Source organism: Candidatus Symbiopectobacterium sp. NZEC151 (assembly GCF_025962655.1).
Lineage (GTDB): Bacteria > Pseudomonadota > Gammaproteobacteria > Enterobacterales > Enterobacteriaceae > Symbiopectobacterium.
In genome coordinates, this window is record NZ_JAGFPE010000007.1 from 115785 (window position 1) to 128616 (window position 12832).

The window sequence follows — 12832 nt, forward strand, 5'->3', positions numbered from 1 at the left end:
TGTTTTGAACAACCTAAGGGTAGCCCCCATCCGGGTATGCCTCAATGGCAGGGTTTCTGGAAATGCGGTTATGCCAGATGCCGCACTCACATCACAACGCTAATGAGTAGACGCGCGATGATTCACCCCACGGGTGATAGCCCTCTCCGGCATAGACGAATCCCGCTTGCTCATAGAATCCCTCCAGATCGGTAGACAGATGCAGGTGGGCGAAACCGTGTCTTTTCGCTTCATCGGCGACATGACGAATCAATTGGCGAGCGAGACCACGAGAACGACAGTCAGGTTCTACATAAAGCGCACACAGCCACGGGTAAAGCTCCATCCGGCTGATAAAATCATTGGTAACCAACCCGGCACAGCCAATGATCCGTTCCTCTTCAACCAGCAGATACCATTGCGGCAGCGGATTCTGCGCCGTCAGCGAGCGTTCAATCGCATCCTGATACAACATCATCGTCTCTTCGGATGCCCACTGTTTCTGAAAATAGGCCGTAACGTCTGCCGCCCAGCGCGGTGTTTCACGCACAGAAATTATCTTCACACAACGTTCCTTCGTAATAGAACAAAATACAACGCCCGTCGTAGACGGGCGTTTATCCGAGGTAATAGCGGCGATCCGCTTACACGCAACCGCCAGGTTGATAACAACAGACTATCAGAACAACCCAAGCGGTTTGTCGGAGTAACTCACCAACAAGCACTTGGTTTGCTGGTAGTGCTCCAGCATCATCTTATGATTTTCACGGCCAATACCTGACTGTTTATAACCGCCAAAGGCCGCATGTGCCGGATAAGCATGGTAGCAGTTAGTCCATACGCGTCCCGCCTGAATACCGCGGCCCATACGATAGGCGATGTTGCTGTTACGGCTCCACACGCCTGCCCCCAATCCATAGTTTGTATCGTTGGCGATCTCCAGCGCATCATCCATGGTTTTGAAGGTGGTGACAGCGAGCACCGGACCAAAAATTTCCTCCTGGAACACGCGCATGCTGTTCTTACCAAACAACACGGTCGGCTCCAGATAGTAGCCCTGCGTCAATGCGTCCGGCAACGCTTTGCGCCGCCCACCGGTCAGGATCCGTGCGCCTTCCTGCTTACCCACCTCAATGTAATCAAGGATGGTTTTCAACTGGCCTTCCGATACCTGCGCACCCATCATGGTCTGGCTGTCCAATGGGTTACCAATGCGGATGGCTTCAACCCGTTTTATTGCCCGCTCCATAAAACGGTCGTAGATGGATTCCTGAATCAGTGCCCGGCTTGGGCAGGTACAGACTTCCCCCTGGTTAAAGGCAAACAGCGTGAAGCCTTCCAACACTTTGTCGAAATAGCTGTCTTCTTTTTCCATCACATCAGCAAAAAAGATATTGGGGGATTTCCCACCCAATTCCAGCGTCACGGGCACCACATTGCGCGCCGCATAGCTCATGATTTGCTGCCCGACTTCGGTGGAGCCAGTAAACGCCACTTTCGCGATGCGCGGCGATGTCGCCAGATATTCACCAATCTCACTGCCAGAGCCGTTCACCACGTTAACCACGCCCGGCGGCAATAAATCCTGAATCAGTTCCATCAGCATCAGCACCGAGAGCGGCGTCAGTTTAGCCGGTTTAAGCACGATGCAGTTACCTGCCGCCAGCGCCGGGGCCATTTTCCAGCAGGCCATCAGCAGGGGGAAATTCCATGGAATAATCTGCCCCACCACACCCAGCGGTTCGTGAAAGTGGTAAGCGACCGTATCCTTGTCGATTTCACTGATCGCCCCTTCCTGCGCACGGGCACAGGCGGCAAAGTAGCGGAAATGGTCGATCGCCAACGGCACGTCAGCGCCTAGGGTTTCACGAATCGGTTTCCCATTATCCCAGGTTTCCGCATACGCCAGCAGTTCCAGGTTCTCCTCCATGCGATCCGCAATGCGGTTGAGCAGCAAGGCGCGATCCTGCACCGACATCGCGCCCCACTCTGCCTTGGCGTTGTGGGCGGCATCCAGCGCATGATCGACATCACGCATGCCGGAACTGGCGACTTCACACAGGGGTTGTCCAGTGACAGGCGTCAGGTTAACGAAATAGTCGCCACTGACCGGAGGCACCCAGGTGCCGCCAATAAAGTTGTCATAGCGTTTTTTCAGATTGAGGGGGTGAGCATAGGTGCCGGGCGCGACCCGGTCTTCAGCGGTGTGATGTGCCATTGCGGTCTCCTGTTCTTAGCCGTAGGGTTACGCGGCCAGGCCGCGATGAAAACAGAGCCAATATGCAAAAAATTGCTAACATCCAGGACGGTCTACCAAGCGTATACACAAATCGGCTTTCCTGCTGCGCTGTTTAGCGACTCTTCGAGGAAACGCACACTTTGCGGTGCCTCCCCCCCCTTTTTGTGTCCTGCACCACAGGCAAAACAGCGCGTGCCACGATAAAACTCGCATCACACCCGGCGCGGTGAAATAATGGCTTTCTACTCCAGAATGAATACCTTATGGGGATAACACGTGGAACAAGCGATCCCGGCGCTCAAAGGCGCATGCCAGCGAACGGTACGCCATCAAGGCAGCCTGTCTCAGGCCAAAACTGACTGGCTGGCGGAAGAAGTGCCCGTCGCGTTGGTGTACAACGGCATTTCCCATGTGGTGATGATGGCCACGCCCAACGATCTGGAAGCCTTTGCGTTAGGTTTTTCCCTGTCGGAAGGCATTATCACGTCGCCGCAAGAGATTTACGGCATGGACGTGCAGTCGGTCTGCAACGGTATTGAAGTCCAGATAGAACTCTCCAGCCGCCGTTTTGCCGGGCTAAAAGAGCGCCGCCGCGCCATGAACGGCCGCACCGGCTGCGGCGTGTGCGGTGTCGAACAGTTGGAAGAGATCGGCAAACCGGTCACACCGCTGCCCTTCACGCAAACCTTCTCGCTCAATCACCTGGGTGATGCTCTAAAACAACTGACAGAGGTGCAGCACATCGGCCAGTTGACCGGCTCTACCCATGCGGCAGCCTGGCTTTCCAGCGAAGGGACTATTTTGGGTGGTTGCGAAGATGTTGGCCGCCACGTGGCGCTCGATAAACTGTTAGGCGTGCGCGCGACAAGCCCCTGGCAATCGGGTGCGGTGTTGGTTTCCAGCCGTGCCAGCTATGAGATGGTGCAAAAAGCCGCGATGTGCGGCGTCGAGATTCTGTTTGCCGTCTCGGCGGCCACGTCGCTCGCCATTGATGTCGCTGAGCGTTGCAACCTGACGCTGGCGGGATTTTGCCGCCCAGGTCGGGCAACCATTTATACCCATCCGCAGCGCCTGCACGACAGCACATGAGGCCTGTACGGATAGATTAATCTGTTTTTAGCTTAGGCAACAATGATATAACCGTTTGTTTTCCGGGGGTAAACGTGCGAACTCCGTGTGATGGCGACGCGAATAATCGTTTTCAAGATCATTTAATTAACTATAATGAACCTCATGATTACGCGACGCTAACAAACGGTTGTTTGTTAACCACTACCGCTTGAGGCGTGCCGTACCTGACTATCACGCGCGCGCCACAACCCAGACCAAGCACGCTCGCGATTATTTAGTAGTACAACTATGGAGATGATAAATATGAGTTATTCACTGCCATCCCTGCCTTACGCTTATGACGCGCTGGAACCGCATTTCGACAAACAAACGATGGAAATCCATCACTCCAAACACCACCAGGCTTACGTCAATAACGCTAACGCAGCGCTGGAAAGTCTGCCGGAATTCGCTAGCCTCTCCGCAGAAGAGCTGATCGCCAAACTGGATAAAGTACCCGCCGAGAAAAAAGCGGTACTGCGCAACAACGCCGGCGGCCACGCTAACCACAGCCTGTTCTGGAAAGGCCTGAAACTCGGCACCACGCTGGGTGGCTCCCTGAAAGCGGCTATCGAACGCGATTTCGGCAGCGTTGATACTTTCAAAGAAAAATTTGAGCAAGCGGCTGCAACCCGTTTCGGTTCAGGCTGGGCCTGGCTGGTATTGAAAGAAGACGGCAAACTGGCCGTGGTTTCTACCGCTAACCAGGATAGCCCGCTGATGGGTGAAGCCATTTCCGGCGCTTCCGGTCACCCGATCGTCGCGCTTGACGTGTGGGAACACGCTTACTACCTGAAATATCAAAACCGTCGCCCGGATTACATCAAAGCGTTCTGGAACGTGGTGAACTGGGATGAAGCGGCTGCGCGTTTTGCTGCGGCTAAATAATTTGTCCTGACGACATAAAAAGTGCATAAAACCGAAATAAGATTTTGTTATTTCGGTTTTTTTTGCTTTTTACCCGCTGACTCGATTCATCTTTCTTACATTTAAACAATTAAAAAATTTTTTAAAGGCGCGTTTTTCATTTATGCTGCCGGGGTTAACTCGTCGAAATCATGCTGTATTTTGTGCTGCCTCCTTTGCTGCACACGCTGCCTTGTACCCCGATGATGGCGATTAACACCGCATCAGACGGCAGTCCCTGCTGTCTGAAGTAGGCAGTCTATCCCATCCGGAATTTTACCATGGGAAGGTGAAACGGTTTGTACGGTGCAATACGGTACATAGCCACACGCTGACACGGAGCTTGTCTTTCTTTCCTGACGTGCCTTCAGCCTGACACCCCGGTGTCTGACACCCCACCGCACGGCGCGAGCCAGTGCGCTCCCCGGATAGACGCCATTGTTTGGCTTCACACACAGTGGAAAAATAGAATGGCTATCAAGTTTGAAAACATCACCGTCGGTAAGAAATTAGGGCTGGGGTTCTTTTTGGTGTTGCTGCTAACCGCGCTGATTGCCGGTGCAGGCATTAACTACATTGAGTCGTTACAAGAGAGTATTCAGAAAGTTAATTTGAGCAATCAGATTAATACCGAGGTTAATCAGGCCAAATATTATCGTGCCCGCTTTGGCGCCAACTACGACCTGAACGACATCAAACAAAACAGTATTCATATCGACAACATTAATACGCTGGTCGCCCAGGCCAAGACGCTAAGCTGGTCCACTCAGGACATCAAAACGCTCGATAACATCACGACCACGATAAACAGCTACAAGCAGCAGCGCCAAAACTATCTGGATGCCGTTACCACCAAAGATAAGGTCAGAAAAAGCTGGAGCCTGGACGGCACCGATCAGGCGATGAGCAAGCTTGACGATCAACTGCGCGCGACGGGCGATAGCCAATCACAGCAACTGCTGCTGGCCGATTTTAAAACCAAGCTAATGACAGTGCGTTTCCATCTGAACAATTTACTGCTGGAACGCACCAAGGCAGCAGAAGAAACGCTGACCGACGCCATCAATGACGCACAAACGGCATTGACCTTCCTGAGTCAGAGCCTTTCCGTCGAGCAACGGGAAACACTGGATCCGGTTCTGAGCACCATGAACCATTATGAGGAGCAGGTGCTCTCTTACATGCCGGCTTACCAGAAGGAGATGGAGAGCGTCACGCAGATGAACGACATCGCCGTAGCGCTAAGCGATCGCATCACCGAACTGCTTAACGCACAGTTGCAGCAAACCGACCACAATGTACGTGCCTCAGAAATCCAGTTGACCGTCACGGCCTTGATCACCCTGCTGGCTGGCCTGCTGATCGCCTGGTTTATTTCGCGACAAATCACCGCGCCGCTCACCCATACGCTCACCATCGCCGAACGCATTGCCACGGGGGATCTGACCATGAACATGTCGACCTCGCGCCGTGACGAACTGGGCCAGTTGTTGAACGCCATGGCAAAAATGAACGGCAATCTGCACCAAATGATTGACGATATCCGCGTTGGTGTCGGTCAAATCTCAACAGCCGCCAGCGAGATCGTCGCCGGTAACACCGATCTCTCTTCTCGCACCGAACAGCAGGCGGCAGCCGTGGAACAAACGGCGGCCAGCATGGAGCAACTGACCGCCACCGTGAAGCAAAATGCGGATAATGCCAGCCATGCCAACAAGTTGGTGGTAAATGCCTCGCAAACGGCCAAACAGGGCGGAGAACAGGTAGGCCACGTGGTGCAAACCATGGTGGATATCGAACAAAGCTCCAAGCGCATTGCCGAAATTACCTCGGTTATCAACAGCATTGCCTTCCAGACCAACATTCTGGCGCTGAACGCAGCCGTCGAAGCGGCGCGCGCCGGGGAGCAAGGGCGTGGTTTTGCCGTGGTCGCTGGCGAAGTGCGCAATCTGGCACAGCGCAGCTCGCAAGCCGCTAAAGAGATAGAAGGGCTGATCAGTGAGTCCGTCACGCAAATCAGTCAGGGGGCCAATCTGGTCACCAACGCGGGCAAAACCATGGATAACATCGTGAAATCAGTAACGCAGGTGCACGATATCATGGGCGAAATCGCCACCGCCTCGGAAGAGCAGAGCCGTGGTATTGCGCAGGTCAGCCAGGCGATTGCGGAAATGGATGGCACCACGCAGCAGAACGCCGCGCTGGTAGAGCAATCCGCCGCCGCCGCTAACTCACTGGAAGAACAAACGCAGGTGTTGACGGAAGCAGTATCGGTATTTCGCCTTACGCAAGCCGCAGACAGTGCCACTCCCGCCCTCGGCTATGGCGAACGCCCGGCACAGCTCGATTATCAACGGTAAATACCAACGGTAAGCATCAACCTGATTTCAGGTCGGTTGATGCTTACCGCGTCGTAAAAACAAAACGGGCGGTGCGCTATCACTAACGCACCGCCCGTTGACATTCTGAACCGCAACCCTAAAAGGCTTTCTTAAGACTAACCTGCGAAATTAACGCCGTCAGAGAAAGCACCAGCGTGGAACGCACCACCTGCTGATAACGTTGCTGCTGCATCGGAATCAGCAAAGGATCGGCAGGCTCACCGCCCGTTGGCCGTTCAGGAGGTTGCGGCAACGCGGTAACACAGTGCAACTCGGTGATCGGCCCGAGAATCTCATCATCGGTAAAGCGATAGTCGTTTTCGTCGTGGAATAACTCTTCCCCTAACGCCATCACCAACTCTGCATCTTCATACTCTTTACGGCTGATCATGCCCAGACCGTAAATCAGTTTCAAACGCACCGAGAGATCCCCTAACGGACCGCTGCCGGTCATCAGCGGTTCTACCGCGTATTTCACCGCATAATCGTCTTTACGGAAGATCTGCTGCATGAGAATACTCACGGCTTCCGCCAACAGCTCAACTGCTTTCAGCATAAAGCTGCGCACCGTCTTCGCCGCATTGAGGGATTCCAGCACGCGATTCTCAAAGGCTTGAGTTTCTTCCATCATAACGTCCCTGCCGAACGGCGCGAATTATTGCATGGCGTTATACACACTCACTGCTTGCTCCACAACCTTACTCTGCGCATCCAGACCAGAAATTTGCGCCAACGCAGCCTGAGGCCCCACCTTCTCCAGCAACGTCGCCAGTTCCTGCGCCTGCGGGTCCTGCGCGCTACGGTAATGCATGGCCGCCGCGATACCGATAATCAGGTTGTCATTGGGCAGTTGGTATTCCAGCGTGCCCAGCAGCGGTTTGATCAGGCGATCGCCTGCGCTGAGTTTACGCAGCGGCTGACGCCCAACGCGCTCCACATCGTCATGCAAATAGGGGTTTTCGAAGCGGCTTAAAATCTTGTTGATGTACGCGGCATGCTTCTCGGCATCAAAACCGTAACGTTTGATCAGCACGGCCCCGCTCTCTTCCATCGCCCCGCGCACCACAGCGCGCACCTCGGTATCCAGAATGGCATCGCGGATCGTCTGATGACGGGCCTGCTGCCCCAGATACGCAGTAATCGCATGACCGGTATTGAGTGTAAACAGCTTACGTTCAACGAATGCCATCAGATTGTCAGTTAATTCCATGCCCGCGATCTGCGGTAAAGGCCCGACGAATTGGGTTTGATCGACAATCCATTCACTGAAGGTTTCTACCGTCACGGCCAAAGGATCGTCCTGGCTCGCTTCCACCGGCGGGACAATGCGGTCTACCGCCGAATCAACAAAACCGACATGCTCGTTGACCCACGCCTGCTCGTTCTCCGGCAGATGCTTCCACACGTGTTGCTTTAACTGCGTGGTGCCGCGCACCATATTTTCGCAAGCGATGATATTCAGTGGACACGTATTGCCCTGCGCATGGCGCTTCACCAAACCTTGAGCAATGGCACCCGCGATTTTTTCCAGAATTTGCGGCCCGACGGCCGTCGTCACCACATCGGCCTCGGCAATCAGCGCCACGGCCTCCGGGCTTGCGCTGTGCACCGCGCTGACGTTGCTGACCGTTTCCAACTGCGTCTGCTCACCGACCACTTTCACCTGATACTGCTTACGGCTGTTGATGGCATCCAGCAGCGGCTGGTTCACATCGGCAAAGGTGAGTTCAATGTTGGCGTCTGCCAGCAGTTTTCCGATAAACCCGCGTCCGATATTTCCGGCACCAAAATGTAAAGCTTTCATCATGCGTTAACCTTTAAAAACAATGACAAAAAAAGAGGCCGCCCGAAGGCGGCGCTGCCGATGCATCAGGCACTCTTTTTCTCGGAGAGCAGGTCTAGCACGTCCTGCACATCCTGGGTCTGCGCCAAACGGGCAATCACCGTGTCGTCGTCCAGCGCATTGGTCAGGCGGGTGATCACCGCGATATGTTCGTTATTACGCGCCGCGATACCGATCACCAGTTTTGCGACGTCATCCTCATCGTCACCGAAGCGCACCCCCTGCGGATATTGGCAGAAGACGATGCCGGTTTTCAGCACGCGATCTTTGGCTTCAATGGTGCCATGCGGCACGGCGATGGATTCGCCCAGATAGGTTGAGGTCAGCTTTTCACGCGCCAGCATCGCATCCACATATTCCGGCTCGACATAGCCACCTTTCACCAGTTGTTCACCGGCAAAACGAATCGCCTGCTCTTTATCGCTCGCTTGCAGGTTCAGGAACACGTTGGTAGCGCCCAGTTGGAATAAGCTTGCGGCTTGCGGCTTTGCCACCGGTGCAGCGGCAACGCTGCCACCCGCAGGCTGAGCGGCTGCCAGACGCGCCACCAGATCGCTGTACAAGTGGCTGTCGAGGAAGTTGGTCAGCGAGATATGCTGCGCTTGCGGCGCATGGCGCAGAGCGCGCTCGGTCAAATCCCGGTGCGTAATCACCAGATCGACATCCTCAGGCAAGCTGTTGATGGCGCTATTGGTAACGGATATTTGCGTCAGCCCGGCGTCCTGCACTTTCTTGCGCAATACCCCTGCGCCCATGGCGCTGGAGCCCATGCCTGCATCACAGGCCACAATGATTTTGCGCACGGTGCTCAGATCGCCACTGATGCCGGTGGGCACTGAACCGCCTTTGGAGGCCGCTTTCATCTCTTGCACACGGCGTGTGGCTTCGTCCAGATCGTCTCCCTCTTTTACCTTGGTGCTTTTCAGCAGGATCGCTGACAGCACAAAGGAGACGGCAAACGCGGCAGCAATCGCCACGATATTGGCAAAATAGGCCCCTTTCGGCGTCATTGCCAACACGGCCAGAATAGAGCCCGGAGAAGCCGGAGCAGCCAGACCACCGCCCAGCACGGTCAGTGTGAACACCCCGGTCATGCCGCCCAGAATCACCGCAATCAGCAGGCGCGGGTTCATCAGCACGTACGGGAAATAGATTTCGTGGATACCACCCAGGAAGTGGATGATGGCCGCGCCCGGTGCGGACACTTTGGCATTACCGCGACCAAAGAACATGTACGCCATCAGCACACCCATCCCCGGACCGGGATTGGCTTCAATCAGGAAGAAAATCGATTTGCCTGCTTCCGTCGCCTGTTGGATACCCAGCGGCGAGAAGATACCGTGGTTGATGGCGTTGTTCAGGAACAGGATTTTTGCGGGTTCAACGAAGATAGAGGTGAGCGGCAGCAGGTTATTCTGCACCATCAAATCTACGCCCGCAGCCAGACCTTTGGATAAAAACTCCACCAACGGACCAATCGCCAAAAACGCCAGAATAGCCAACAACATACCAATGATACCGGCAGAGAAGTTGTTCACCAGCATTTCAAAACCGCTTTTGATCTTGCCATCAACGATGCGGTCAAAGCGTTTAATGGTCCATCCGCCCAACGGGCCAACAATCATCGCGCCGAGGAACATCGGCATATCAACACCAACGATCACCCCCATCGTGGTGATGGCACCGACCACACCGCCGCGATCGCCCGCAACCAAACGGCCACCGGTATAACCGATAAGCAGCGGCAGCAGATAGGTGATCATCGGCCCCACCAGCTTGGCAAGCGTCGCATTCGGCAACCAACCGGTTGGGATGAACAACATGGTAATCAGGCCCCAAGCGATAAACGCCCCGATATTGGGCATTACCATGTTGCTCAGGAAGCGGCCAAAATTCTGAACTTTGACCTTGGTATCTGCTGTGAGCATAAAAACACACCCCTATTCAAACGCGCGATCGCAAGCGCGTGTGGTCATTATCGTGAGACGGTGTGACTGCCTTCCGTCGGTAGAGATCGTGCGGACTCTAGCACGTCGGTTTGATACCGCAACCTCACGGCCATATGTGACAGCTGTCACACATAATCCCCACATCATTGCTACATTTTAGTGACTGAGTTCACATAAAATCACCGAATGCGGTCAATTCGGCGCATCATCATCCGCATTAACGGCAGCACAATGTGATCTTAATCACATTACAATGCCGTGATTTTGTTTTAATTGTGTGACTCAAATCACTAAATATCATCACCGCCGTGCGTTATTGCCTTATAGCGATGGTTTCAACAACGGCAATAGCGGTTGTAATCCGTTCATTAAATCGCGCTGCTGCGTCGCCAGAGGCGTAATCAATGCGTTGTAACGCGCCGCCTGCTGTGCCGTTTCAAACTGCACCTGATTTCCCACAAAAGTGACCTGCTTGCCCTGGGCCTGAAGGAAGTCGCCCACCTGCGCCAACTGCTGGGCCAGCGTGGCAGCGGTCGGCACCACGTTTGCCAATGCCGACGCCGGTTGGCTTACCACCTGCGAGTAAACGCGCTCATACAGCACTTGAATCTCTTGCGGCTGGCTCAGGTTACGCCCGGCTGAATCTGCCTGGGTTTTTGCCGCCTGTACCTGTTGCCCCAGCAGGTTTATCGCGCCGACAGCACTGCGTACGCCGTCACGTTGCGTCAAATAATCCTGCGGCACACGAATCTGAGAAACGTGCTCCAGTAACGGCTTCAAACTCACCGCCATGCTTTGCCGCAACTGCTGGGAAAAAGTGGTTAAAATGGCGTAATCGTTGGCAAAAGGGCCCAACCGTTTTTTCTGATCGTCACTGAGTGCTGGCGGCACGCTGCCCGGTTGCGATGGCACACTTTGCAATACCGTCATAAACGCCTTGCGCTGATCCGCTTCGCTATCACCGCAGGCCGCCAGTTGCAACACCACCCCCAACGCCAGCACCGGCAATAGCCAGCGCGAGCGCCACCCCATTGTTATCGTCATGCCATACTCCTTATCGCACGTCTTATCCGGTATAGCGGCGGGCGCCATTGCTCCGCCTTATCCCTAAGCATAGTCGAATCAGCGCGATACCCTCGTTTTTCTGCCAAGCTACCGGGATACTCAGGATACGATAGCCAGATAACAGCGCACTGCTGCAACATTGAGCATCTCCCCCATAACGGTGCAACGCCACAGCGCAAAACGCGACTATGGTAGGAATCACTCTATTTCCCTCTGTTTTACGACGATATGCAGCAAAAACATCACTCACAGCTCGAAAATACAGAGATAAAATCTGCCGTTTTTTGCTATTGCACTGGCGTGATTCTTGCTCAGTGGGTATATCCCATCACGACGCAGGAAAGACAGACGATGACACCCGCATTCCATCTTCGCGATCAAAACCATCTTGGCGATCAAAACGGTTTTCGTTGCGCCTCGCGCATTCAGGAGCTGGCGCAACACAGTCAACTGCTGACCGATTGGGCATTGCGCTATGACCAAATCTCTCACGGGCGGTTTGAAGGCAGTCTGAAAGAGGCCTGGCTGGACGGCGTACAGTTCTATCAGGAACAGCTGTCACAGTCGGTGTTTCAACGTGGACAGGGCCGAACGGGCACGCTCTGCCTCGGGGTGTTTAATGCGCTATCGGGAGAAGCGCGCTGGATGGGAAACAGCCTGACGCAGCAGGATATTACCTGGTCCTATGACGGCGGCGAGTTGATGCTGCAAACGCCGGAAACCTCTTCGCTATTGGTACTGAGCATTCCTTTGGCGCTGTTATCGGACATCACCGATGAACTGCCGCACCGGGTCTACGCCATCCATCACGATCTCCTTGCCAACCGACTGCGCGAGCATATTCTGGCCATGCTGCACAGCGTGATGGAACACCCGCTGCAATTTGCGCAACGACAGGCGCGGCTGCAATTTCTCAGCGATATCCGCGAACTGGCCTTTGCCTTTTTCACCGCCGTCGGCACGCAGACCATCAGCGTGCGCCCTTCCCTGCAAAAGGCGCAGCGCGTGGTCAGCAAAGCACAAGACGCCCTGATCGCCCATCGCGATCGGCCTCTGACCATGGATGAGCTGTGCCAACTGACCCACACCTCACGGCGCACCCTGCAAAATTGTTTCGAAACCGTCACCGGCCAAAGCCCGGCAGTATTCCTGAAAAACATGCGGCTCAACGGGGTGAAACGCATGCTGGTGATGGAGGGAGAGTACGCACAGATCAGCGAAATCGCTTCCAAGTGGGGCTTCTGGCACCTGTCGCAGTTTACCGCCGACTACAAACGCCTGTTTGGTGAACTGCCCTCGTACACGCGGCGAGCGGTCCATCATTTGATCTGAATGTGATGACTATTCGTCACATTCAGGT

The 12832-nt window shown here is 54.6% G+C and carries 10 protein-coding genes; 4 read left to right on the forward strand and 6 right to left on the reverse strand.

Annotation, left to right across the window (positions count from 1 at the left end):
• Positions 1-91: 91 nt before the first annotated feature.
• Together J5067_RS18945 and J5067_RS18950 are read right to left on the reverse strand one after the other, a co-directional pair.
• Positions 92-544, reverse strand: coding sequence for a GNAT family N-acetyltransferase (locus J5067_RS18945; RefSeq protein ID WP_264651767.1), 453 nt, complete (start codon positions 542-544; stop codon positions 92-94).
• A gap of 114 nt (positions 545-658) precedes the next feature.
• Positions 659-2197, reverse strand: coding sequence for an aldehyde dehydrogenase family protein (locus J5067_RS18950; RefSeq protein ID WP_264645424.1), 1539 nt, complete (start codon positions 2195-2197; stop codon positions 659-661).
• A gap of 309 nt (positions 2198-2506) precedes the next feature.
• On the opposite strand from J5067_RS18950, the gene fdhD reads away from it, so the two are divergent.
• From fdhD to J5067_RS18965, 3 genes are all read left to right on the forward strand, one after another.
• Positions 2507-3307, forward strand: a complete 801-nt coding sequence (fdhD, locus tag J5067_RS18955; protein ID WP_264651824.1) for a formate dehydrogenase accessory sulfurtransferase FdhD — start codon at positions 2507-2509, stop codon at positions 3305-3307.
• Between the two features lie 285 nt (positions 3308-3592).
• Positions 3593-4216: a superoxide dismutase [Mn] gene (gene sodA / locus J5067_RS18960; RefSeq protein WP_264645423.1), complete on the forward strand. Its 624-nt coding sequence runs from the start codon at positions 3593-3595 to the stop codon at positions 4214-4216.
• 488 nt (positions 4217-4704) lie between these two features.
• Positions 4705-6594: a methyl-accepting chemotaxis protein gene (locus J5067_RS18965; RefSeq protein ID WP_264651768.1), complete on the forward strand. Its 1890-nt coding sequence runs from the start codon at positions 4705-4707 to the stop codon at positions 6592-6594.
• Positions 6595-6712: 118 nt separating this feature from the next.
• Here J5067_RS18965 and J5067_RS18970 read toward each other — a convergent pair whose 3' ends face one another.
• The 4 genes from J5067_RS18970 to J5067_RS18985 all read right to left on the reverse strand — a co-directional run bounded on the left by J5067_RS18970 (position 6713) and on the right by J5067_RS18985 (position 11451).
• The gene (locus J5067_RS18970; RefSeq protein ID WP_264645421.1) at positions 6713-7246 is read right to left on the reverse strand and encodes an MltR family transcriptional regulator; all 534 of its coding nucleotides are present in this window, start codon (positions 7244-7246) and stop codon (positions 6713-6715) included.
• Between the two features lie 24 nt (positions 7247-7270).
• Positions 7271-8419 carry a mannitol-1-phosphate 5-dehydrogenase gene (locus J5067_RS18975; protein ID WP_264651825.1) on the reverse strand — a complete coding sequence of 383 codons (1149 nt, stop codon included), beginning with the start codon at positions 8417-8419 and terminating at the stop codon, positions 7271-7273.
• 65 nt (positions 8420-8484) lie between these two features.
• Positions 8485-10386 carry a PTS mannitol transporter subunit IICBA gene (locus J5067_RS18980; protein ID WP_264651769.1) on the reverse strand — a complete coding sequence of 634 codons (1902 nt, stop codon included), beginning with the start codon at positions 10384-10386 and terminating at the stop codon, positions 8485-8487.
• Positions 10387-10728: 342 nt separating this feature from the next.
• On the reverse strand, positions 10729-11451 hold the full coding sequence (locus J5067_RS18985; RefSeq protein WP_264651770.1) for a DUF3053 domain-containing protein: 723 nt from the start codon (positions 11449-11451) through the stop codon (positions 10729-10731).
• Between the two features lie 372 nt (positions 11452-11823).
• Between J5067_RS18985 and J5067_RS18990 the strand changes: the two genes are divergently transcribed.
• Entirely contained in the window at positions 11824-12804 is a 981-nt protein-coding gene (locus J5067_RS18990) for a helix-turn-helix domain-containing protein (RefSeq protein ID WP_264645418.1), read from the forward strand.
• Positions 12805-12832 lie beyond the last annotated feature (28 nt).